The 23,544-nt window shown below is 48.3% G+C and carries 18 protein-coding genes; 5 read left to right on the top strand and 13 right to left on the bottom strand.

Features of this window, described 5'->3' with window-relative positions; genetic code table 11:
* The first annotated feature begins 24 nt into the window (after positions 1-24).
* Positions 25-885, top strand: coding sequence for a class I SAM-dependent methyltransferase (locus ABXS75_04060; protein ID XCP85989.1), 861 nt, complete (start codon positions 25-27; stop codon positions 883-885).
* A gap of 172 nt (positions 886-1,057) precedes the next feature.
* On the opposite strand, the gene ABXS75_04055 is transcribed toward ABXS75_04060, so the two are convergent.
* From ABXS75_04055 to ABXS75_04025, 7 genes are all read right to left on the bottom strand, one after another.
* Positions 1,058-2,437: an MATE family efflux transporter gene (locus tag ABXS75_04055; protein XCP85988.1), complete on the bottom strand. Its 1,380-nt coding sequence runs from the start codon at positions 2,435-2,437 to the stop codon at positions 1,058-1,060.
* Positions 2,438-2,508: 71 nt separating this feature from the next.
* Complete coding sequence (locus ABXS75_04050) at positions 2,509-4,191, bottom strand: M20/M25/M40 family metallo-hydrolase (protein XCP85987.1); 1,683 nt, start codon at positions 4,189-4,191, stop codon at positions 2,509-2,511.
* Between the two features lie 65 nt (positions 4,192-4,256).
* Positions 4,257-7,061 carry a DMSO/selenate family reductase complex A subunit gene (locus tag ABXS75_04045; GenBank protein ID XCP85986.1) on the bottom strand — a complete coding sequence of 935 codons (2,805 nt, stop codon included), beginning with the start codon at positions 7,059-7,061 and terminating at the stop codon, positions 4,257-4,259.
* Positions 7,054-8,331 carry an FAD-dependent oxidoreductase gene (locus ABXS75_04040; GenBank protein ID XCP85985.1) on the bottom strand — a complete coding sequence of 426 codons (1,278 nt, stop codon included), beginning with the start codon at positions 8,329-8,331 and terminating at the stop codon, positions 7,054-7,056. Before ABXS75_04040 ends, ABXS75_04045 begins: the two co-directional genes overlap by 8 nt.
* Positions 8,331-8,870 carry a 4Fe-4S dicluster domain-containing protein gene (locus ABXS75_04035; protein XCP85984.1) on the bottom strand — a complete coding sequence of 180 codons (540 nt, stop codon included), beginning with the start codon at positions 8,868-8,870 and terminating at the stop codon, positions 8,331-8,333. Before ABXS75_04035 ends, ABXS75_04040 begins: the two co-directional genes overlap by 1 nt.
* A 14-nt stretch (positions 8,871-8,884) precedes the next feature.
* The gene (rocD, locus tag ABXS75_04030) at positions 8,885-10,075 is read right to left on the bottom strand and encodes an ornithine--oxo-acid transaminase (GenBank protein XCP85983.1); all 1,191 of its coding nucleotides are present in this window, start codon (positions 10,073-10,075) and stop codon (positions 8,885-8,887) included.
* Between the two features lie 89 nt (positions 10,076-10,164).
* Complete coding sequence (locus ABXS75_04025) at positions 10,165-11,322, bottom strand: PucR family transcriptional regulator ligand-binding domain-containing protein (GenBank protein XCP85982.1); 1,158 nt, start codon at positions 11,320-11,322, stop codon at positions 10,165-10,167.
* A 243-nt stretch (positions 11,323-11,565) separates the two neighbouring features.
* On the opposite strand from ABXS75_04025, the gene ABXS75_04020 reads away from it, so the two are divergent.
* The 4 genes from ABXS75_04020 (at position 11,566) to ABXS75_04005 (ending at position 15,414) form a co-directional block, all read left to right on the top strand.
* The gene (locus ABXS75_04020) at positions 11,566-13,353 is read left to right on the top strand and encodes an aminopeptidase P family N-terminal domain-containing protein (GenBank protein XCP85981.1); all 1,788 of its coding nucleotides are present in this window, start codon (positions 11,566-11,568) and stop codon (positions 13,351-13,353) included.
* 190 nt (positions 13,354-13,543) lie between these two features.
* Positions 13,544-13,906: a transposase gene (locus ABXS75_04015; GenBank protein XCP85980.1), complete on the top strand. Its 363-nt coding sequence runs from the start codon at positions 13,544-13,546 to the stop codon at positions 13,904-13,906.
* 122 nt (positions 13,907-14,028) lie between these two features.
* Positions 14,029-14,544 (top strand): hypothetical protein, encoded by a 516-nt coding sequence (locus tag ABXS75_04010; GenBank protein ID XCP85979.1) that lies wholly within the window; start codon positions 14,029-14,031, stop codon positions 14,542-14,544.
* Between the two features lie 33 nt (positions 14,545-14,577).
* Positions 14,578-15,414 carry a gamma-glutamyl-gamma-aminobutyrate hydrolase family protein gene (locus ABXS75_04005; GenBank protein ID XCP85978.1) on the top strand — a complete coding sequence of 279 codons (837 nt, stop codon included), beginning with the start codon at positions 14,578-14,580 and terminating at the stop codon, positions 15,412-15,414.
* A 166-nt stretch (positions 15,415-15,580) separates the two neighbouring features.
* Here the strand turns inward: ABXS75_04005 and ABXS75_04000 are convergent, their stop codons facing one another.
* From ABXS75_04000 to ABXS75_03975, 6 genes are read right to left on the bottom strand one after another with little or no spacing between them, the layout of a single operon-like run.
* The gene (locus tag ABXS75_04000; GenBank protein XCP85977.1) at positions 15,581-16,735 is read right to left on the bottom strand and encodes an amidohydrolase family protein; all 1,155 of its coding nucleotides are present in this window, start codon (positions 16,733-16,735) and stop codon (positions 15,581-15,583) included.
* On the bottom strand, positions 16,735-17,850 hold the full coding sequence (locus ABXS75_03995; GenBank protein XCP85976.1) for an amidohydrolase family protein: 1,116 nt from the start codon (positions 17,848-17,850) through the stop codon (positions 16,735-16,737). The genes ABXS75_04000 and ABXS75_03995 overlap by 1 nt, the downstream gene beginning before the upstream one ends.
* An 11-nt stretch (positions 17,851-17,861) precedes the next feature.
* Entirely contained in the window at positions 17,862-19,562 is a 1,701-nt protein-coding gene (locus ABXS75_03990; GenBank protein ID XCP85975.1) for a peptide ABC transporter substrate-binding protein, read from the bottom strand.
* 44 nt (positions 19,563-19,606) lie between these two features.
* Positions 19,607-21,619 (bottom strand): ABC transporter ATP-binding protein, encoded by a 2,013-nt coding sequence (locus ABXS75_03985; protein ID XCP85974.1) that lies wholly within the window; start codon positions 21,617-21,619, stop codon positions 19,607-19,609.
* Between the two features lie 14 nt (positions 21,620-21,633).
* Positions 21,634-22,581 (bottom strand): ABC transporter permease, encoded by a 948-nt coding sequence (locus tag ABXS75_03980; protein ID XCP85973.1) that lies wholly within the window; start codon positions 22,579-22,581, stop codon positions 21,634-21,636.
* Between the two features lie 13 nt (positions 22,582-22,594).
* Positions 22,595-23,530: an ABC transporter permease gene (locus ABXS75_03975; protein ID XCP85972.1), complete on the bottom strand. Its 936-nt coding sequence runs from the start codon at positions 23,528-23,530 to the stop codon at positions 22,595-22,597.
* Positions 23,531-23,544: the final 14 nt, after the last annotated feature.

Raw genomic sequence — 23,544 nt, 5'->3', positions numbered from 1 at the left:
ACTGATACGAAAGGACAATACAACATGTGGATTGCTAATGGTTGGAAAGATTATGAAGTAATAGACTCCGCAAGCGGAGAAAAATTAGAGCGTTGGGGCGATTTTCTTCTGATACGCCCGGACCCACAGGTAATCTGGGATACTCCCAAAACGCAAAAGGGCTGGAAGTCTCCGAACGCCCACTACCACCGCAGCAAAAAAGGCGGCGGAGAATGGGAATTCTTTGACCTCCCCCAGCAATGGCAGATTCATTATAAGACTCTGACCTTTAACCTGAAACCTTTTAACTTCAAGCACACCGGCCTTTTTCCGGAGCAGGCCGTCAACTGGGACTGGTTCTCTGAAAAGATCAAATCCGTCGGACGCCCGGTAAAGGTACTTAACCTTTTTGCTTATACCGGCGGCGCCACCCTTGCCGCTGCCGCAGCGGGTGCACAGGTCACCCACGTGGACGCCTCCAAGGGCATGGTTACCTGGGCCAAGGAAAACGCCGTCTCATCAGGTCTTGGCGATGCCCCGATTCGCTGGCTGGTAGATGACTGTGTCAAATTCGTAGAGCGGGAGATCCGCCGTGGCAATCACTACGACGCGATTATCATGGACCCGCCGTCCTATGGACGTGGACCTAAAGGCGAGATATGGAAAATCGAAGAGGCTATCCACCCCTTAATTAAGCTTTGCGCTAAGATCTTATCCGATGATCCGCTGTTCTTCCTGATCAACTCCTACACCACCGGCCTTGCGCCGGCAGTGCTGACCTACATGCTGGCAACGGAGCTCAGGAAATGGAACGGACACGTAGACTCCCAGGAAATCGGACTTCCCGTCTCTTCCAACGGACTGGTACTTCCCTGCGGGGCAAGCGGGAGATGGGAACGTTCCTGATCGGATAGGTAAACACGATTTTTTTGACCAAAATAAGGTTCTCCGGACCTTCGCTTAAATATGTCCGGCAACCTCATGGCCACCGATTCTTCACTTAGGCATACTTGGTAATCGAATAAGAGTGCTGCCAAATCCTCAAATAACCGATTCAGCAGCACTCTTTCTCTTCTTCCTATTTCAGCCCTTTATCTATCCATTTCCCCCTCTTATAGAATATCGCAGTAATCACAGCTCCCATGACCCAGGACACCAGAAGCGAGATAAACACGCTTTCCTTTCGTCCCATCGGATAGGCCGCGCTCCTCGTCACATACGCCAGGCCATAAGCGACCGGTACCCGGAGCACGATCGTCGTAAACAGGGAGATCCACATCGGGGTCATCGTATCTCCCGCTCCGCGCATGACGCCGGAAAGACTCTGCGTCACTGCCATGGCAAGGTATCCAAACGCAAGGATTCTCATCATATTCATACTCAGTTCTACCAGTTCCTGCGTATTTGTAAAAATCCCCATCAAATGTTTTCCAAATATCAGAATCAGCATCGTGATAAACACGGAAGTCCCAAGCGCCATACAGGTCCCCTGCTTAGCCCCCTGCTTCACACGATCCAATTGTCCCGCTCCCACATTCTGCCCGGCGTAAGTCGTCATCGCCGTTCCAAATGAGAAGTTCGGAAGCATCGCAAAACCGTCCACACGCATCACGATCACGTTCGCCGCAATGAACTGTTCCCCAAAGCTGTTCGTAAGGGACTGTACCACCAGCATCGCCATAGAAAGAATTGCCTGCGTCACCCCGGAAGGCACCCCCAGGCGAATGATATTCATGGAATGATGCTTCGTCATCCTCAGATAGGACCAATTCAGATCAAACGCGTCCTTCATCCTAAGTAGCTTCAGAAGACACAGCATCGCTGAACAGCCCTGCGCGATTGCCGTCGCAAGAGCAACTCCCGCAACTCCCATATCAAAATTAATCACAAAGACCAAGTCCAGTATAATATTCATCACGCTGGCCACGATCAGATACAAAAGTGCCGACACGGAATCTCCAAGCCCTCTAAGCACCCCGCCCAGGATATTGTAATACGCCATTCCGGCGACTCCGATAAACAGAATCCGCAGGTAGGACGTACACCAATCCAGAATACTATCCGGCGTCCGGAGCATAACGAGCAGCGGGCGCGCTGCCAGGGTCGCCACCACCATCACAAACAGCGACGCCACTGCCGTAAGCGTGATACAATTTCCAATCGTCCTTGACAAATCCTCCCGGTTCCTCGCGCCAAAATACTGCGAAACCATGATACTGGCTCCCACACTGATTCCGACGAACAACACGATCAGAAGATTCAGAATAGGCCCGGCACTCCCCACTGCCGCCAGCGCATTATCCCCGACATAGTTCCCGACCACCACACTGTCCACCGTGTTATAAAGCTGCTGTGCGATATTACCGATCAACATAGGAATCGTAAATAAAAGAATGTTCTCCCAGGGCCTTCCCACCGTCATATCCACCGGTGCAAATAATTTCTTTAGTCTCTCCATAGCATAATCCTCTCCTGTAAATGAAACTAATTTCATTGTACGGTAGGATTCTTATATTGTCTACCTCTGTCTCAACTATTTTTCCACACTTCTTCGCTGACTGCCGCCAAAAACTCCGGATACTCTTCCGAAAGACTCTTTATATGTACCCGCTCCGTTTTTTTGTGCAAATCTTTGCTCCATGGCCCTGCCAGTATCGACGGCACATCAATCCGGCTAATCACATCAAAATCAATACTGTACAAATCTCCCCACAACGGCGTATTCCGGGAATATTTCACATAATCAAACTCTTTGTCAATACTACAATAGCTAAGATCAGACAGACCCAGCGTATAGTTCTCCTTCACATAGGAAACCCCGTATTTTTCTTCCATCTTCTTTCCCGCCGCCGTCAAACACCTGTCCGCGGTTTTTTCTTTTCCTTTTACATGATCGCTTCGCACTGCCGGATAATACGGCGGAGTGAAGCCTAAAAGTACCAGTGGCTTTGTGATTCCCGAAAATGTAAGCAGACTGTCCATCATGTAAATCGTCGCCTGCGGGTAATTCAAAGTACCACTTTGAATCTTAGCCGCTGTTTCTGTATACAGATCTTCGTAAAACCTTCTATATCCTTCCCCTTTCTCTTCCTTCAGGTAAGCACATAGCTCTGCCAAAGTCATGACCTTCGGTTCCCAGGCTATCTGATAATCAGAAGGATATTTGCACAGTTTTTGATATCTCTGATAAATATTCTTCATTTTCTCCACGTAGGCTTCAAACGCCTCATTGCAAATAGGAATGAGCTTATCGAGAACGTCCTCCGGCGTCGATTCATAGCTTATCATACTAATATATCCGCTGACCCGGTGCGGAACGGATACGTCATATTCCTCCTTCATATCCTTCAGCCACAGCCAGGTAGGAGGGCAGGTAATCTCTCCGTCACTGATATCTGAAAACTCCAGCGAAAGCTCTGTCCGATTAAATATTTCGCCCATAATTCCCATGGGATTCAGCCCCTCAAAACATTTACTGACATGGGAAACTGCTCCCTGCGCCAGAAGCACCGGCATACATTTCCCCGCCGATCCCACCGGGACAATATGTCTGCTGCCTTGCCGTGCATTCGGTTCCGGATCGATCAGAAGTTCATAATCCAGGTCATATTTCTCCTTCAGTTCCTTCATGAGTCCGCCGGCTCCCCGCATGCCGGCAGAATAGGATTCTTCATCCGGCACAGCCACCAAAAGAAGACTTCCCGGTCTCTTCGCACATTCTGTATATTCCTTTACAAATATCATCGCTGCCGCAAGACCGCCCTTCATATCCCCGCAGCCTCGCCCAAACATCCACTCTCCGCTTTCCAGATCGGCCCGCGCATCCTCATCTAACTCGCATTTTTCCAGATATCCGATAACCTTATCCGCAGAAAATGCCACCTCTTGACCCTCACCGAAATCCGCCACAGAAACCACATCAAAATGTCCCATCAAAACCAAAGTTTTTTTGCTCGTTCCGGGAACATAGGCATATGCTACATCCCGATTCCGATAATCCCCCGGAATTTGATAAGAACCGGCATATTGCGGAAATTCCCGAAAAAAGGGGAGGCTTTGGAACCACTTAACAATAAAATCTGAAGCCAGCAATTCACTGTCAGAATCTGAAATGCTGGGAATTTCCATAAGTTCTTTTGTTAATTCTATAATTTCTTCTTTTCTTCCCATTCTCTTAGCCTTTCCTGTTTTCTTTATCAAAATGTATCCCATATAAATATCATTCCTTACGTCATCTTGCCCCTACATGATAGCCTGAAACGGTAGTCTGTACATATTTACACATATTCCTCGCACCGCTTCACTTCTACCAGATTTGTATGCTGCGGATTCGCTTTGGCAAGTGGAGTCGCTCTGTGGGTCATCGTCAGCACATTGATGCTTCCCCGCACATCCACTCCGTTCTCATCCGGTGTGTACCAGCCGCCTTCGCTGAGCGCAACCACTCCCCTTACGATACGCTCCGTCACTTTAACAGGAACCCTCACCCGGCCTCTGTCATTATAGATTTCGGCCAATGCTCCATTTTCCAGCCCTCTCTTACTCGCATCTTCCGGGTGAATCCACAAATGCGGCTTATCAATCCGGTCCAGATTCCGGTTATGGTCATTCGTAGAATGACAGCGCCTTTTCGTATGATACCCGATAAGCTGCAGCGGAAACCTTTCTCGCAAAGGATCCTCAGCCCCCTCCTCGCAAGGCGTATAACAGGGAATACCGGGCAGTTCTCTTTGCCCTCTCTCATACAAACGTTTGGAAAATATCTCAATCTTCCCGGAAGGAGTCTGGAAGGGAACTCCTTTTTCAATCTGTTCTCCAAATGCCGTCTTCTCCTCCAGGCTCCGGTAAACGTAACAGCCTTCCTTTTTAAACGCTTCATAATCCGGTAAATGAGCTTCCTCGTTGGCACTTTGGTTCTTCTCATAAAGGGCTTTAAGCCACCCTGCGGCCGTCCTGCCCTGTGAAAATTCTTTCTCTACTCCCAGCTTCGCCGCCGCTTCCCTCAGCCACTCATATTCAAATCTTCCTTCAAACAGCGGAGTGATTGCCGCCGTATTATACAGAAAATAGTCCGCTGGGAGCCACGGCAGCACTATATTCTCCGTTTCCAGAAATGACGCGCCCGGAAGCAGCAGATCCGCATAACGGGCTCCCGGCGTCATGAAAAGCTCTGAGACCACGACCGTTTCCAACCGGTCTTCTTCGCCTAACACCCGGATCGTGTCGTTGATATTGGAGTGCTGATTGATCAAAAGGCCACTCGCCAGGTTAAACAGCAGCTTCACTCCCGTATCCAGCCTGTCTGTCCCGGTAAGTCCGTCCCCCTCGGTAAATTCGTTCCATCGGTCTACCGCCTTCACCCACAGAAAAGAAGGAATTTTCCCCGGATACGGATTCGTGCGGTACGTGTATTCCGGCGCACTCTCCCCTTTTCTCATCAGGAAACCTCCGCTTCCGCCTCCCGGGATTCCCACATTTCCGGTCAGGCAGGCAAGCATAATAAAGCTCCGGCAGGTCTGCTCTCCGTTCAGTGTACGCTGCGGTCCAAGCCCCGGCAGGATCCAGGCCGGCTTTGTCCCGGCCAGTTCAGTTGCCAGTTTTACGATTACCTCTGCCGAGACACCTGTTATGTTCTCGCCCCATACGGCGTCCTTCACGATCCCGTCTTTCTCTCCAAACAGATACGCCCTGTAATTTTCCTCCTTCGGCACATTCTCCGGCATATGTTCCTCATCGAATCCAATGCAGAACCGGTCCATAAATTCCTGATCCTGCAGCCCCCGGCTCCAGATCTCATACGCCAAAGCATCCGCAAGCGCCCCGTCTGTGGACGGCTGGATTCCGATCCACTGATCCGCATACTGGACTGCCGTATCGCTTTGCCGCGGATCGATCACAATAATCCGGACTCCTCTCCTTTTCGCCTCCGCCATATTTTTCAAAAAATCAGGCCCCCAGATGGTGTCAGCCGGATTATTTCCCCACAGGATCAAAAGGCGTGATTTAAGCATCTCCTCCTCCGCGCTTCCACACGCCTCCGTCCCGTAAATATAAGGGAGGATATGCTCCGCACACGCCGCGCTGTAATAATTATAGTAATCCAGAAAGCCTCCCGTAAGGACAAGAAGCTCCTTTGCAAATCTGTCTCCGCGGATAGCTCCGCACACACCCGAGGCGGGCATGACATAGCGGGACTGCGGGCCGTACTCCTCCATCGTCTGCCGGATCTTCGCAGCCACAATATCCGACGCTTCTTCCCAGGTAATCCGCTTAAAGAGTCCTTCCCCTCTCTTCCCCCGCCGTATCATCGGATAGCGGAGACGGTGCGGCGTCAGAAAGGTCTGCCGGTACTGATACCCTCTGATACAGCCCACGAATTCCTTCTTGCCATATTCCAGATCCGGTCCGATCGACAGCACACACCCTTCCTGGACCACCGCCTTCATCTTACACTTTCTTCCGCAGTCGTAAAAGCTCGCCTGCGGCGTCTCGTAAGGTGCCTCTAATTCTTCTGCTTCCCCCCGCGTCCATGCATAACTGTCAAACTTCTCCCATTTTACATCGGCGCCGCTCCAGCTCTCCCTACACACCGCCTCGCGCAAAAGCTCACAGATCCACTGAATCCCTTCCGGAGGATTTCCCTCATTTACCGCCTTCTCGATCTCATAAAAGGTGTTCTCCACAAAACGGACGAGAAACCGCTCATACTCCGCTTCCAGCTCCTTATCTCCTTTTAAAATCAATACGGACAGATATTCCATGAACCTGCACTGCTGCCCAATATAATCCGGTGGATTGCTCTCAATATCCACCGTCCGATATCCTAAACGCTTGTAAAAACGTATCACTTCCAACGTCTCTCTATTCATCAGAACCGGCTCCCTGCCCTGGCAGACCGACGCCCACAGGGGAACGTAAATCGCCGCATTCGTCCCATAAAAATAGTCCTCATAGTCCTGTTCTTCCAGTTCGATCCCTGCTCCAAGAAGACTCATAATATTCTGCCAGTTCTCATACCCGGAAAAAACTTCCGTCAGAACATGCCATCTCACATATTCCCCCGCAAAATGCTGCTTATTCATAAGAGCCCTCCTCATCTGCCATTTTTTCTCTCAGCGCCTGCATCTCCGATAAGTTCCCGACCAGCGCCGCTCCCACAAGACGATCCCCCCGATAAACCAGCCTCTTATAGGTGCCCGTTTCCCGCGGCATTACCGCTATCTTCTCCATTTCTTTTCGCACCCGTCCTGCCACGCAGCCTTCCTCCCCATTACTCATCGCCGCGCCGGAATCCTTCCTGTTATCCGACACCTCGATCCGGTATCCTTCCTCACCAAAAATGGCCAGATCTCCCACTGCAAATAAAGACACCAGCGACGAATTACAGAGTACCGGAAACTTCTGCGGTCTGTATTTCTCATAAACTCCGCAGGCCGCAAGACCGGCGATCCTCCCCTGCTCCATGGCAGGCTTCCACAAAGCCGCACAATTTCCCCGGAACTGTGCACAATCTCCACAGGCGTAAATATCCTCCGCACTGGTTCTCATGTATTCGTCTACGACGACCGCCCTCTCTACCTCGATCCCCGCCCGGCTTGCCAGCTCCGTGCAGGAACGAATCCCACAGGAAAAAATAACCATATCACAGTCCAGCACCTCGCCATCTGCCAGTCTAACGCCCGTCACACAATCTTCTCCCAAAATCTCAGCCACATTCACATTCGTCCGCACCATAAGATTCCCCTGCGTCCCTTTGCAAACCTGGTTGAGCCGCATAACGTACTCCTCTGCCGTCTCCTCATCCAGCACCCGCGGCAGGATTCGCGGTTGATTCTCCAGCACGGTCACCTGCATTTTATGGCGGTACAGCGCCTCGCCGATTTCCATACCGATCACACCGCCGCCGATCACGACCACTCTCCCAGCCCGCAGCGCCCATCTTTTGATTGCCTGCATATCTTCTATATTTCGAAGCACAAAAATGCCCGGAAAGTTCCGTCCTTTTACCGGCGGCAGCCACGCGTCTCCTCCCAAAGCATAAATACATTTTCCATATTCTATTTTGTCCGTCGCACACCGGATCACATGATTCTTAACATCGATTTCCTCTGCCGTCATGTTTCTAACCAACTCGATCCGGTTTTCTTTGTGCCACGCCTCATCTACCATATGAAGCACGTCAAAATCCGCCAGCTTCAGGCCCGCCTTGGAAAGCAGCGGGCGCACGTAAGTCGGCCATTTTTCCCGTGTCACAATCAGAATCCGGGCGTCCTTGTCCTCACCCCGAACCGCCCCGGCAGCACTGAGGCCGGCAATTCCATTCCCAAGAATCAGATAATCCGCTTTTCTCATCACAATGCCCTCCTTATGATTCTGACAGAAGGTCTCGTCACATCTTCCTCGGGCAGAAAATCCAGGGAAAGGGGGGCCGCCCCTTCCTCTTCAAATTCACTGAGCTTCCCGAATTTCAGGCTTCCAACCGGACACGCTGCTACGCAGGCAGGGGGAAATCCCGCCTGCCTGCGCTCTATGCAGCTATCACATTTATGTGCTTTTCCTGTCTCTTCTGAAATGGATACGGCTCCATAAGGGCAGGCCCAGGTGCAGGCCCCGCAGCCAATACACTTCTTTCCGTCGTGCAGCACGACCCCTTTTTCCTCGTCCCTTACCATGGCGCCATTCTGGCAGGCCTTCACACACACCGGATCTTCACAATGATTACAGCCCATTGAAAATGCCCCCACGTACTGTTTCTGGTCCTCCGGTTCCAAATGCAGTACCCTTCTGAACCATTCCCCGTTTGCCAGAGCCTTCTCCTCAGCACACGCAGCCTGGCAGGAGTGGCAGCCGATGCACGTTCTTAAGTCCATCAGAAACCCGTATCCACTCATCTACAGTTCCTCCTCTATCCTATTGCTTTTCTGATTCCCTCCATCGCCTGATCGATCTCCTCATAAGAAATCGTGATCGGCGGCGCAAAACGAATCGTCTTCTCATGTGTCTCTTTTGCAAGCACCCCGTTGGCAATCAACGCTTTCACATAAGGCGCTGCCGGAACCTTGAATTCCACCCCGATCAGCAGGCCTCTGCCGCGAATCTCCAGGATATCCGGATTCTTCAGTTCCTTTAATTTATTCATAAAATAGGTGCCCTTTTCCTGTGCCATCTTCGGGTATTCATCGCGCACCAGAATCTCCATTGCCTTAATGGAAACTGCACAAGCCAGCGGGTTTCCGCCAAACGTTGAACCATGAGAGCCCGGCTCATAGACCCCGAGAATACTGCTGTCAGCCACCACTGCGGATACCGGCATCACACCGCCACCCAGAGCCTTTCCCAGCACATAGATATCCGGCTCCACGCCTTCCCATTCACAGGCAAACATCTTTCCGGTTCTCGCAAATCCAGTCTGTACCTCATCTGCAATGAACAGCACGTTATTCTCCTTGCAGACCTCGCTGGCTTCTTTTAAAAATCCTTCCGGCGGGAGAATAATTCCCGCTTCTCCCTGAATCGGCTCTACCAAAAATGCCACCGTATTCGGCGTGATCGCGGCTTTCAACTGTTCAATATTGCCATAATCAATATTCACAAATCCCGGCGTAAACGGTCCGAAACCTTTCCGGCAGGAGGGATCGGAGCTCATGGAAATAACCGTGATCGTCCGTCCGTGGAAATTATTATTGCAAACGATAATCTCCTGTTTTCCGTCCTCTACTCCTTTTACAAAAGCGCCCCAGCGACGTGCCGTTTTCAGAGATGTCTCCACGGCTTCTGCTCCGGTGTTCATCGGAAGTACCATATTCTTTCCGGTCAATTTACACAAAGATTCATAAAAATCACACAGCAATTCATTATGGAACGCGCGGGAAGTTAAAGTCACCTTATCAAGCTGCTCCTTCGCTGCCGCCACGATCTCCGGGTGCAGATGTCCGAAATTCAATGCTGAATAAGCACTGAGCATATCAAAATATTTCCTGCCTTCCGGGTCCGTTACTCTAGCCCCAGTCGCATACTCAAATACTACTTCCTTAGAATGATAGTTGTGTGCACCATATTTTTCAGTTTTTTCAATAATTTTCTCAGATGTTTTCATGAAATCGTCTCCTTTTCTTTGCTTTAACTTTATTATAGCAAGGCAAAAAGACAGTTTCATTGTCTTTTCTACAAAAGTTATTCGAAAATTTATGTATTTTCATACAATCCTTCAATCTGTTTCAGTTCATAAAGATGCATCACCAGAAAAATATACTCGTAGAAATTCTCAGCGTGAATCAATTCCTCTGCCTTTTGCAGGCGATAGCGCACCGTATTCGCATGCTGAAAAAGCTCCTTCGCTGTCGCCGCGATTTTGCCGTTATTCTTCACATAGACCTGCAGCGTCCCCAAAAGGTCAGAACCATATCTCTCATCATATTCCTTTAAAATATGAACCGTTTTTTCATATTCCCGCACCAGCGACTTGTTCTTAAGCAGCGGAAAAATGTATTGATAAATTCCAATCTCGGAATAAGTCAAAAATTTTTCTTTTTTAAAACGGCAGATGTAATTCGCCGTAATCGCCTGTTCCAGCGCAATATCAAAATACATCAGTTCCGTATGCACTTCCCCGATTCCACAATAAAAATCCTGAAGTCTAAGCCCTAATTCCCTTAGCTGTCCCTCCAGCTTCTGTCTCAGATCCGGCTTAAGTCCGGTCTGAAAATTGTAGATAACAAGCATCTGACTGCGATATTTGACAAATGTGATATTTTCTCCGCTTCCCAATGCCTTTTGATGATATGAAATGTAATTAAAAATCCTGTTCATATCCATTTCTACTACCGGAGTCAGACATGCAATCACGTACTGTCCATACAAAAAATTGCAGAATTTCCCGGCAAATTTTACCACATCAACGGCAGAATGAGGCTGCAAAAACTTTTGAAGGATTCTTTCGTCCTTAAGGTACGCCTCTTTTTTCTTAATCACTTCATCTATGCCCACAATAATATCTTCCATATAGGTATCATCAAACAAAAATACCGGCAGGTTTTTACTGTCCGCATAATCCAGGGCTTCCTGAGGCAGGGTATCATAAAAGCTGGTCTTCACCGCGATCCCCGCCACCTCCCGCGCCAGCAGGCCCTCGAATGATCTGCGGATCAGCTTCGGATCATCCTTTGCGAAGAAAAGCGAAGTCAAAATAAAATCTCCCGCCTTAAAGACATGAAATCCATCGATAAAGGTCTCATATTCCAATATCGTAGTATTAGTAATTGCCCGGGTCAGCCCCTGCTTTCCCGCCGCCAGGCGAAAATTCTGAAACAGCGGAATCTCAAGAAGTTCATAAATCTGCAGCATACTCTGGCCTCCCTGCTCTCAATCTATCTCCAATCTGTTGACAGATTCATAACATTCGACATTATGATAACACAAAACCTCGTTCATTCCTAGTGCTATCACATGCACAATAAAAGTATTCTTTATTTCTATATCATGAGAAAAGATGGGAAAAGAGGTTGCTGTTTTGGGTTCCCATTTTGACAACAGCGTGCTATAATCAGAATAGTGTTTAGTATGAAACAGATGAGGAGGCTTATTACTATGAGTATACCTGAGAGACTTACAAAATTGCGTGAGCAGATGGCAGAAAAGGGAGTCGATTTCTATATCGTTCCAACTGCGGATTTTCACCAGAGTGAGTATGTTGGGGAACATTTCAAAGCAAGACAATTTATCACCGGATTTACCGGATCGGCAGGAACGGCTGTCATTACGAAGGAGGAGGCGCGCCTTTGGACGGACGGAAGATATTTCATTCAGGCAGCGGCGCAGCTGGAGGGAAGCACGGTAGAGCTTATGAAGATGGGCGAGCCGGGAGTTCCGACGATCATGGAATATCTGGAACAGGCTGTACCGGAAGGCAGCGTGCTGGGATTTGACGGGCGCGTGATTTCCATGGGCGAGGGACAGAGCTATGAGAAGATCATGGCCGATAAAGGAGGAAAGATCTGTTACGAATATGATTTGATCGACGCCGTTTGGGCGGATCGTCCCGCACTCTCGAAAGAACCGATATTTGCACTGGAGATGAAGTATGCCGGCGAGTCTGTAAGTGACAAGCTCGGCCGTATCCGCGAAGAGATGAAAAAGAATGGGGCGACAGCGCATGTACTTACCACGCTCGACGATATCTGCTGGACACTTAATATCCGTGGAAATGATATCGAATTCTTCCCGCTGGTCCTGTCTTATGCAGTCATCACGATGGACCAGATGGATTTATACATTGATGAGACAAAATTAAGCGACCAGATTCGCGCAGATCTGGCAAAAGACGGCGTGATTCTTCACCCCTACAATGATATTTATGAGGATATTAAAAAGGTGGGCAAAGAGGATGTTCTGCTGATTGACCCGTCCAAGCTGAATTATGCGCTTTACACAAATATTCCGGCAGAGGTGGCAAAAGTAGAGAAGCCAAACCCGGAGATTTTATTCAAGGCGATCAAGAATCCGGTCGAGATTGAAAATATCCGCAAAGCGCAGATTAAGGACAGCGTGGCGCACGTGCGTTTCATGAAATGGCTGAAGGAGAATGTTGGAAAAATCCATATCACGGAGATGAGCGCATCGGATAAGCTGGACGAGTTCCGGGCAGAGATGGGCAATTTTATCCGCCCCAGCTTTGATCCGATCAGTTCCTTTGGCGAGCATGGTGCGATCGTGCATTACAGTTCTACACCGGAGACGAATGTGGAGCTTACGGAGGGTGCGATGCTCATGACGGATACCGGAGCAGGCTTCTATGAAGGTTCTACGGATATCACCAGGACCTACGCGTTCGGAGAGATTCCGGAAATCATGAAGGAGCATTTTACACTGGTCGCTGTCAGCAACCTGATGCTGGCAAACGCCAAATTCATGTATGGCTGTACCGGAATGACGCTGGATATGATGGCGAGAAAACCGTTCTGGGACAGGAATATGAACTTTAACCATGGCACCGGACATGGCGTGGGATATCTGCTGAATATCCATGAAGGACCGGCTGGATTCCGCTGGACCTTCCGTTCAGGCGAGATTCAGAAATTTGAGGAAGGCATGATCATCACAGACGAGCCGGGCGTTTACATCGAAGGTTCTCACGGCGTGCGTCTGGAGAACGAGCTTCTGGTGCGCAAGGGAGAGAAGAATGAATACGGCCAGTTCATGTATTTTGAACCGATCACGTATATTCCGTTCGATTTAGATGCGATTAATCCGGACTATATGTCAGCGGAGGAGAAAAAGATGCTGAATGAGTATCATAAGACGGTTTATGAGAAAGTGGCTCCGCATCTGAATGAAGAAGAGAAGGAATGGCTGGCGAAGTATACGAGAGAGATTTAGAAGTTGCTTCGCATCGGTAGGAGAGTAAAAAAATATAGAGATAGTTTGGATAGGGGCTGTGAAAAAACAGTCTGAATAAAAAAGAGGATTTTCAATTCACATTTGTGATTTGAGAATCCTCTTTTTGTGGTAAAGTTTAACTACGATGAAAAATAAAACCACAATTTATTTTAAACCCAAACAAGGCATTTTGCCAATATTTATTTCAGATTTTCTCGATATTCGTGATCCCGTTTTGACATTCGACAAATTCATGGAGGGAATTGATTTAGCTAAGTATCTGAAAAAACTGCCGGGGCATGAGACCGGACGCATCAGATATAATCCTGTCAACATGTTAAAAACGGTGCTTTTCGGATTTATGACCCAGGGCTATATGTCGCTAAGGGAACTGGAAGACAACTGCAGCGTAAATATCAGATTTATGTATCTCATGGATAATGAAAAACCTTCCTATCGTACCTTTGGATATTTTATCAATGAGGTTTTGCGGATTCCATTGAAGATATTTTCAACGAGATCAACCGGAAAATATTTGAGGAAGAACATGTAGATCTAAGCCATATCTACATTGATGGCTCAAAGTTTGAAGCAAATGCCAATAGATACAGCTGGGTATGGAAAAAGACAACTGAAAAATCCAGATACAGGCTATTTGGGAAGATCACAGCCCTGTTGGATGAAATGAATGAAGCACTGGCCTGGAGCGGATTGAAGATACAGACAAATGTGGAATATTCGCCGGAAGGGTTAAAAGATATCTTAGCCAGATATGCAGAGGCTTTTGAAATAGATACGGATACTTTTGTTTATGGAAAAGGGCACCGTAAATCCATACAGCAGCGTCATTACGAAAAACTGCAGGAGTATATTGAAAAACTAAAGGAATACATAGAAAAGGTAGAAATATGCGGTCCAGACCGTAACAGTTATTCAAAAACAGACCATTCTGCAACTTTTATGAGGACCTTAATGCCTTTTTTCATAGATGTAGAATTAAGTCTTACATACCGAATTTACTTTTTCAATTCACGATCTAGAAATATGATATATAGAAATCTTTTCCCAACACTTTTCTCAATAGATGTTTGGCAACCAGATGAACCTCCACCGGACGGTCACTCAGGTGCGCATGGCAACCGGGATACCCCACTGAGTGTTCACTCAGATATGCATGACAACATAAAATAAAATAATCCCCCTTTAAAGAAAGTGAAATCTCCTATGAAACCAATCATTGGTATTTTATCCTGTGGCTTTACTGAAAATGACGGACAGTTCGTCACGGACTCCTATATCCGGGCAATCATTCTATCCGGCGGTATCCCCGTCATCATACCGGTATTTCCTGATGCTGGCACCACTCTCTACACCGACTATTCTCTCGGGAAATCAGAGTGTTGCACTCTGTCTGCAAGCTGGCGCCACATTGACCCTCCTGAGGAAATTGTGGCGAGATCTGCCGGCTTAGCCACTGAAATGTCCCATCATTTTTCCTCATATCTTACACTATGTCAAGGGTTTCTCCTGCCCGGCGGAGGTGATTTTACGCCTCTTCTTTTTCAGGAAACGCCCCTTTGCGATATCGGCGAAACCAACCTTGCACTGGACATCTTCCAGATTGAGTTTGCCAAAGCTGTACTTAAGACTGGGAAACCACTCCTTGGCATCTGCCGCGGTATGCAAGTTATGAACGCCGCCTGCGGTGGAACCATTTATCAAGATCTTTCCCTACAGCCAGGCAGATCCCATCGTCATATGCAGAAATCCCGCCGAAGAAGCGATGTAAGCCACAGGATTATCATCACCCCGGACAGCATTCTCCATCAGGTAATCGGAGATTCCATCGCCGTCAATAGCTTCCACCACCAGAGCATTCACATTCACGGCGCGAAAGTGACAATCAGCGCCCGCGCCCTCGATGGCACCATCGAGGCCATTGAGATTGCCAACCACCCTTTTGCACTCGGTGTCCAATGGCACCCCGAAGCCATGTTTGAAACTTCCATTCCGATGCGGAACCTATTGTCTCTGTTTCTTCAGCACTGTACGAATGCATAAGCGCCCTGATTTCCCGCCTTTTTATGAGAAAAGCCTCCTCCGGCACCAAGAAGAACGTCTGGACGTTCACTTAGGTATGCATTGCAATAAAGAGAAGATGCTGCCCTTTCTCCCAAGGTCCATTGCAGCATCTTCCCCTCTCTCCTCTAATGCTTCCGTCTTTCCATTATCCCAACGCCTGATATACGACTTCGCCGTTCACCAACGTCATCATCACCTTGGCATCGGTATCCAGTCCCAGCCTCCCTTTGACCAAGATCACATCTGCATCTCTTCCTTCGCTTAAGCACCCCAGTCTTTCTTCCAGCCCAAGCTGCCGCGCGGGATTGATAGTTACCATGCGGAGCACTCTCTCCCAGGGCGCTCCTTCCCGGACTGCCTCTCCCATATGGTGATACAGGGATTCTTCACTTAAAATCGGCGAATCCGTAATCAATGCTACGTTCACACCTCTCTCATCTAAGAGTTTGACCGCCTCTACATCAATCTTTCGTCGTTCTCCCGGGGCTCTGTACGTTGCGATCGGGCCATAACAGATATCACATCCACTCGCTACGATCTCGTCCAGATAATCGGTCGCGCCCCACGCATGCTCCAGTGAAAACCGCACACCGAATGCCTTCGCCACTTCAATCGCCGTAAGCATATCATATTGTGTGCAATGTATCTTACAGGGAATCTCACCTGAAAGTGCAGGAATAATAGCCTCCATAGCCGCATCATACGGCGGTTTCTTGCCGTTTTCTTTCTTCTCAAGATACTCCTTAGCCTTTCGGAAGTTCTCCCACAGGACATGGGCAACGCCCATTCTGGTCATCGGGCATCTGTTCATATCCCCGAACGTATTCTTCGGATTCCCCCCAAGAGCAATCTTGACCGCTGCCGGAGCCTTCACCGTCATATCAAAAATATTGTCTCCATACGTTTTTGCCACGAACGGCTGTCCGCAGAACACATCTCCGCTTCCCGGTGTAAAAAGCATAGAAGTAATTCCGTGCTCATAGGCGACTTTCAATTCTCTTGCCTTGGGATTGATACTATACCGGGCGTCCATCGCCGACGATACCGGATCAGTCATCTCATTGGCATCATCTACACTTTTATCCGCATTGAAATCAAACAGGCCGATATGAGAATGCGCATCAATGAGTCCCGGCATCACATACAGGCCGGAAGCATCAATAATCTCACAATCCTCTGCCTCAAGATGTTCCCCGGCAGCGAAAATCTTTCCGTTCTCAATCAGCACGTCTCCCTGAAATGCCTCTTTTTCATCTTCCATAGTATAAAGGATTCCACCTTTGATCAATTTCCTGCCCATTAGAAAATCACCTCGCCATTCACTACACTATGAACCACCTTTGCCGCATAGCTTGTCACCGGGTGTCCGGTAAATACGGAAATATCTGCGTCCTTTCCGACTTCAAGGGTTCCGACTCTGTCAGCAATTCCCAGCATTTCCGCCGGGTATTTACACATCATCTTCACGACCTCTTCCGCAGGAACACCTGCCCGGTACGCCTCGATTGCCGTCCAAAGGAACACTTCACGTCCTTCAGAATATCCGCCGCAGGACGTGGTAAATGCAATCCGGTTTCCATTCTCCGCCAATTCTTTTAGCTTCGGCAAATCCATGTGATGTTTTGCAATCTGAGACATATTATTCACATTTCCCAGAATCAGGCCAACCTTCTTTTCCTTAATCTCTTTAAGCGAATCTGCAAAACAGTACCCGTCCACAATATTAAGCTGCACCTTCTCGTCACGCATCATATGTAATAGACCGTCTATCTCATTCTTGGTCGCTGCGGCGCAGAATACCTGCATGGACTGTTCGTCAAACACCTCACAGATTACGTTCTGTTTCGTAGTCCGCTTCTCTTTCTCACAATCTCTCGCCTGGCGGAGCGTCTCCTGAAACAGATAAAAGATTCCCATCTTCGTCATCGGCAGACACTTGGCCGAACCAAAGGTCTCCTTTACGCTTCCGGTCACGCTGCATTTAAGACCTGCATGCTCCTTCACCAGACGCTTCTCCATCTTCTGAGGTGCCGTCTTACAGACTGCGATCTGCCCGCCCATCAGATTATTATTCGTGCTGGCAAGGCCGATCGTAGTAATACCACTTTTATAGAATTCCTGATTGTTGACCTCGTCCGGGTCGAGACTATACCGCAGATTCATCTCCGGTGTGACCGGCTCCGAATGCTCATCATTGTCCAAATGCCTGGAAGGCATTCCCATTGCCCCCACACAGGATAGCGGATCGATAAATCCGGGAAATACCTGGCACCCTTCTGCGTCCAGAACCTTTGCTCCTTCACTCGCAAGATTCGGGCCGACCGCCCTAATTTTGCCCGCTTCAATCAGAATATCACAATTTTCCCGGAACGATCCATCTCCAATATGGACCGTTCCGTTCCGAATTATATACATCTTCTCTCCTTCTACTTGTTCACAGTTACATTTGCCCAGTTCTCATATCCGTTCGTAGCCACGATATATCCTTCTACTGTATTCGCAATGAATGTCGGGCTCTGCGACAGATATTCAGGAGCTACAATTGCATTCTTTACCAGAAGCTCCTCAGCCTGCAGATACAGCTCTGCTTTCTCCTTGTCATCTACCGTATCCTTTGCTGTATTACACAATTCTTTGAATTTGGCAGCATTTTCGTCTTTCCAGCCAATCTTTTCCGCATTGAAGTATCCATTCTCCGGGTCGAATAAGGTCAGAATCGCACTGGGCTCATTGTAATACGGTCCCCAGCCGCCAACTGCGATATCATAGTCGCCGGCATCAATCTTCTCCCACATTACGTTCCACTCCATCATATCAATCTGTACCGTAATGCCAAGATTGGCTTCCCATGTCTGCTTATACCACTCTGCCATTTTCTTGGAAAGTTCCGTCGTACCACGACTTGCAAAACGCAGAGTTACCTGAGACAGATCATCTGATTTACCAAGTTCTTTTAAGCCTTCCTGCATCAGCTTCTTCGGATCAGGATTCTCACTTTGCAGATCCTTTACAAAATAATTTCTTCCACCAACCAACTCAGTATAAGTCTTTTCTCCTACCATCATGGTGTCCGGCATAACAGAATAGATTGGTATTGCCTGTCCATTATAAGTCGCATCGATGAATTCCTCTCTGTCAAAAGCCGCAGACAAAGCCTGACGAATCTTCACATTAGATAAATATTCATTTGCCAGATTAAACATCAGGAATTCCGGTGAGCTATCCGGAACCGTCTCCGTTGTGGAGATTCCGGCTTCCTCGATCGTCTTGGCCCAGTTCGGATCCAGGGTCGAGACCACATCGATTTCGCCATTGATAAATGCCTGAATTGCAGTTGCCGGCTCCTGAATGACCTTCTGCACGATCTTATCCAGTTTAACATTCGCCGCATTCCAGTTATTTTCATTACGTTTTGCAACAAACTCCGTATTCTGGCTCCAGGATTCCACTTCAAACGGACCACTGCAAATAATCTTATCTGCGGAAGAACCATATTCCTGTCCCCACTCTTCATACTTATCCTGGCGAACCGGGAAAAGGCTTCCAAGAAGCTCCAGAAGATAAGAAGCCGGGTGCGTCAGACGGATTTCCAGAGTCGTATCATCCGGCGCGCTTACACCGATCTCATCCGGTGTCTTACCATTTTGATAAAGAGCCTCACCGAAGTTCTCGATCACACCGTCGAACAACCATGCATTTACTGCCGCAGTATCCGGATTTGCCATCAGCTTCAATGTATATTCAAAATCCTTTGCTGTAAACGGCTCTCCGTCATTCCACTTCATTCCCTCGCGCAGGTGGAAGGTATAGGTCTTTCCATCTTCACTGACGTCCCATGACTCCGCCGCTGCCGGAATACATTCCATCGTATTATTCTCTGCTGCTGCCTTTCTCACCAGCGGCTCACAGATCAGATTGTGTGCTTCGTTATCCGGAGCTGTACTGTCCATGATCGGGTTCAGTCCTACGATTACGCTGTTCACGCTGTAATTGAATACCTTTGCATCTGCTGAACTCTCTCCTGAGCCTGTGTTCTTTCTTGTTTCAGCGCCTCCGCAGCCGGTAATGGTCGTGACTGCAAGTACTGCTGCTACAAGTCCTGCAAGTAGTCTTGTTCTCTTCCTCATCTTAAAATCCTCCTTTATTCTTTGTCAGCTTTCCGCTGTCAAATTCATAATTGATTTAATTCCTCTGCCCTATGACAGGCAACGAAATGCCCTGGTCTTAGTTCCTTAAGCTCCGGCGTCTCCGATTTGCAGCATTCCTTTGCATACCGGCACCTGGCAGCAAACCTGCAGCCCGGTTTCGGATTGATCGGGCTTGGGATCTCTCCCTCAATCGGGATTCGTTTTTTCCGTTTCTCTTCCTCCGGATCCGGAATCGGAATAGCGGACATCAGTGCCTTGGTATACGGGTGGAGCGGCTGTGCATACAACTCATTGCTTCCTGCGAACTCCACCATATTTCCCAAATACATCACGGCAACACGATCCGAAATATGCTTTACCATCGAAAGGTCGTGTGCGATAAACAGATATGTCAGATTCTTTTTCTTCTGCAATTCGATCAGAAGATTCACCACCTGCGCCTGAATCGATACGTCCAAAGCGGAAATCGGCTCATCACACACGATAAACTCCGGTTCAATTGCCAGTGCTCTCGCAATTCCGATACGCTGTCTCTGCCCACCTGAGAATTCATGCGGAAAGCGCAGTGCATGTTCCCGGTTCAGTCCCACCAGTTCCAACAGCTCATAGATTTTTTCCATGCGCTTCTCCCCTTTATAAAGCCCGTGGATATCAATGCCTTCTCCGATGATATCCCCTACTGTCATTCGGGGATTTAAAGAGGAATACGGGTCCTGGAAAATAATCTGCGCGCGTCTTGTAAATTCCTTTTTTTCTTTTCTGCCAAGTTTATGAATATCAGTTCCATCAAAAATCACCTGCCCGCCGGTCGCCTCATAAAGTCCCATAACCGTCTTTCCACAGGTTGTCTTTCCGCAACCCGATTCCCCTACAAGTCCCAGCGTCTCACCTTTATAGATACAGAAGTTGACCCCGTCCACTGCCTTAAGCGTGGCGCCTTTTCCTACCTGGAAATATTTCTTCAGATCTTTTACTTCTATCAGCATTTCTTTCTCTTTCATCTGCTGCCTCCTCTCCTGGCCATTCCTTCCGGAAGTCCGGTGATATCTGCTTTGGGGTGCTGCGAGCCAGCATGCACATTCCTGAGAGTCGCTAAAATGTGTGATCTCAGGATATTTCATACGACAAATCTTCATTCCATATTCACACCGCGGTGCAAAGGCACAGCCGGCCGGCGGATTGATCAGATCCGGAGGCGTTCCCTTAAGCGAATACAGCGTATCCTTATTGTTCGTGTGAATCTTCGGCACCGAGTTCAAAAGTGCCCTCGTATACGGGTGCGTAGATTTATAGAAAATTTCGTCTACATTGCCCCTCTCCACGATCTTTCCTGCATACATAACCTGTATTCGGTCTGCCACACTGGCAACCACTCCCAGATCGTGCGTAACCAGGATCACAGCCATATCCAGTTCTTTTTGCAGTTCCCCGATCAGTTCCATGATCTGCGCCTGTATCGTCACGTCCAGCGCGGTCGTCGGCTCATCTGCAATCAGAATCTCCGGGTTACATGCAAGTGCTACTGCGATCATCGCTCTTTGGCGCATTCCGCCGGAAAATTCAAATGGATACTGTTTCATTCGCTGTACGGCATTGGGAATCTTGACCATTTCCAGCATCTTTACCGCCTGCCTGTAAGCCTCGTCCTTCGTCTTCTTCTGATGGATCAGAATACTCTCCATGATCTGGTCACCGATTTTCATTGTCGGATTCAGTGATGTCATCGGGTCCTGGAAAATCATGGAAATCTTGCTTCCTCTGATCTCCGTCATCTTTTTCTCGTCATATGTAAAAAGGTCTTCGCCGTGGAACAGAATCGCTGATTCTCCATCTCTTTTGATCTGCGTATTAGATTCCGGCAAAAGTCCCATAATGGCTTTTGAGGTAACCGTTTTTCCACAACCCGATTCCCCTACAATCGCAAGTGTCTCACCTTTATTCAGATAAAAATCCACCCCGCGGACAGCATGAGAGATTCCTGCATACGTGCGGAAGGAAACCTGCAGATCTTTTACTTCTAATATTTTCTCGCTCATTTTCCTCTCCTTGTCTACTGTCTAAGTTTCGGGTCCAGTGCATCAGAAAGTCCGTCTCCTATCAGATGGAAGGCCAACATGGTAAGGACGATCATCAGGCACGGGAACATTAACTGATACGGATAAAACATCAACTGCTGCTGTCCTGCACTGGCAAGCGCTCCCCAGCTGGTCTCCGGCGGTCTTACTCCTAGTCCGATATAGCTAAGGAATGCCTCGCTGAAAATAAATCCCGGAACAGACATGGTGATATCTACCATAATAATTCCCATCGTGTTCGGAAGCAGATGTTTCAGTATGATCCTTTTCGTATCCGCCCCCAATGCCTTTGCAGCCTGCACATAATCCATCTCTTTGATCTGAAGGATCTGTCCGCGGACCATTCGCGCCGTCCCCACCCACGCCGTAAGCGACATGGCAAATACCAGGGAAAACATGCTTCGTCCCAGTACCATAGACAGAATGACCACGATGATCAGATATGGAAGATTCCCGATAAATTCACAGATCCGCATGATCACATCATCTACGATTCCGCCCTTTAGACCGGCAAACGCCCCAACCAAAGCACCGATTACAAACATCACTACTGTACAGCAAAGTCCGATATAAATTGAAATTCTTCCGCCTACGCAGACACGGGTAAACAAATCACGCCCCATATCATCTGTCCCGAACCAATGCTGTGCGCTCGGCCCCAGATTCTTATTTGGAGAATCGATAAGCTGATAATCCTGTCCGGAGATCATAGGTCCCACAAACAGAAGGAATACCACAACTCCCAGAAGGACCAGCCCCAAAAGTGCCATTTTATTTCCGCGAAAACGTCTCCAGACATCCGCCCAATAGGTAAGCGATTTTTTACCGATATCTTCTCCCGACAGCCCCTTTGTTCCCACACGTTCAAACAATTCATCAGACATCTCTGCATCTGCCGCACTATTTAAAACATTCTCACTCATCTTGCCACCTCGCTTACTTCTTACCTTTTGTCACACGAATTCTCGGATCTACAATGCCATAGAGAATATCTACCACGATCAATGCACCCACATAAAGGATCGCAAAGAAGATAGTCAGGCCGATCACCATCGTATAATCGTTATCAGACACCGCTTTTACATAATAGAAACCAAGTCCCGGAATGGAGAACATCTTCTCCAAAATAAAGGAACCAGCGAACACGCCCGCAACTGCCGGGCCTATCATCGTAACAATCGGAATCATAGAATTTCGAAGAACATGCTTTTTGATGACTCTTCCCTTCTTACAGCCCTTCGCTTTTGCCGTAACAATATAATCCTCTCCGATTACGGACAGTGTACTGTTCCGCATATATTTTGTATAAGAAGCAATTCCTCCGATCGCGTATGCCGTCACAGGCAATATGTAGTGTTTCAGCTCTCCCCAGCCAAACACGGGAACCACTTTCAGCTTAAATGCCAGAAAATATTGAAGCAGCGCCGCAAATACAAAGCTGGGCACACATATGGCCAGGACCACCATGAACCGAATAAAATGATCAATCTTCTTTCCTCGGTTCAGTGCTGCCACAAGCCCCAGCGAAATCCCTATCGTCGCCTGAAAAAACAGGGCCAAAAGCCCGATTTTAGCCGATACCAGAGTGTTATCCCGTATTACATCGTTCGCCGACTTTCCCGTGTAAATAATCGACTCTCCAAAATCACCGGTCGTCAATAAATTCTTCATATAGATGACATACCGTTCTACTACTGGCTTATCAAGCCCGTACTTTGCGTTGATGATCGCCTGGGCCTGCTCTGGCATCTGCCCTACCTTCGCGGCGATCGGATCTCCAGGTGCTCCGGATACCAGAAAAAATGTCGCCGTTGCAATTAAAAATAATGTCAGCACTGCATATACAAGGCGTTTTCCAATAAATTTCAGCATCTTCATCCCTCCTG

Origin of the sequence: Roseburia hominis, from assembly GCA_040702975.1 — a bacterium.
GTDB classification, from domain to species: domain Bacteria; phylum Bacillota; class Clostridia; order Lachnospirales; family Lachnospiraceae; genus Allocoprococcus; species Allocoprococcus hominis_A.
This window is presented reverse-complemented; position numbering and strand designations above follow the sequence as displayed.

Bases quoted from the DNA above. Each gene is read 5' to 3' on its own strand.
- rocD (XCP85983.1), bottom strand. From the start codon at position 10,075: ATGAAAACATCTGAGAAAATTATTGAAAAAACTGAAAAATATGGTGCA.
- ABXS75_04005 (XCP85978.1), top strand. From the start codon at position 14,578: ATGAAACCAATCATTGGTATTTTATCCTGTGGCTTTACTGAAAATGAC.
- ABXS75_03980 (XCP85973.1), bottom strand. From the start codon at position 22,581: ATGAGTGAGAATGTTTTAAATAGTGCGGCAGATGCAGAGATGTCTGAT.
- ABXS75_04020 (XCP85981.1), top strand. From the start codon at position 11,566: ATGAGTATACCTGAGAGACTTACAAAATTGCGTGAGCAGATGGCAGAA.
- ABXS75_03985 (XCP85974.1), bottom strand. From the start codon at position 21,619: ATGAGCGAGAAAATATTAGAAGTAAAAGATCTGCAGGTTTCCTTCCGC.
- ABXS75_04025 (XCP85982.1), bottom strand. From the start codon at position 11,322: ATGCTGCAGATTTATGAACTTCTTGAGATTCCGCTGTTTCAGAATTTT.
- ABXS75_03975 (XCP85972.1), bottom strand. From the start codon at position 23,530: ATGCTGAAATTTATTGGAAAACGCCTTGTATATGCAGTGCTGACATTA.
- ABXS75_04035 (XCP85984.1), bottom strand. From the start codon at position 8,870: ATGAGTGGATACGGGTTTCTGATGGACTTAAGAACGTGCATCGGCTGC.
- ABXS75_03995 (XCP85976.1), bottom strand. From the start codon at position 17,850: ATGTATATAATTCGGAACGGAACGGTCCATATTGGAGATGGATCGTTC.
- ABXS75_04040 (XCP85985.1), bottom strand. From the start codon at position 8,331: ATGAGAAAAGCGGATTATCTGATTCTTGGGAATGGAATTGCCGGCCTC.
- ABXS75_04050 (XCP85987.1), bottom strand. From the start codon at position 4,191: ATGGGATACATTTTGATAAAGAAAACAGGAAAGGCTAAGAGAATGGGA.
- ABXS75_04055 (XCP85988.1), bottom strand. From the start codon at position 2,437: ATGGAGAGACTAAAGAAATTATTTGCACCGGTGGATATGACGGTGGGA.
- ABXS75_04000 (XCP85977.1), bottom strand. From the start codon at position 16,735: ATGGGCAGGAAATTGATCAAAGGTGGAATCCTTTATACTATGGAAGAT.
- ABXS75_03990 (XCP85975.1), bottom strand. From the start codon at position 19,562: ATGAGGAAGAGAACAAGACTACTTGCAGGACTTGTAGCAGCAGTACTT.
- ABXS75_04060 (XCP85989.1), top strand. From the start codon at position 25: ATGTGGATTGCTAATGGTTGGAAAGATTATGAAGTAATAGACTCCGCA.
- ABXS75_04045 (XCP85986.1), bottom strand. From the start codon at position 7,061: ATGAATAAGCAGCATTTTGCGGGGGAATATGTGAGATGGCATGTTCTG.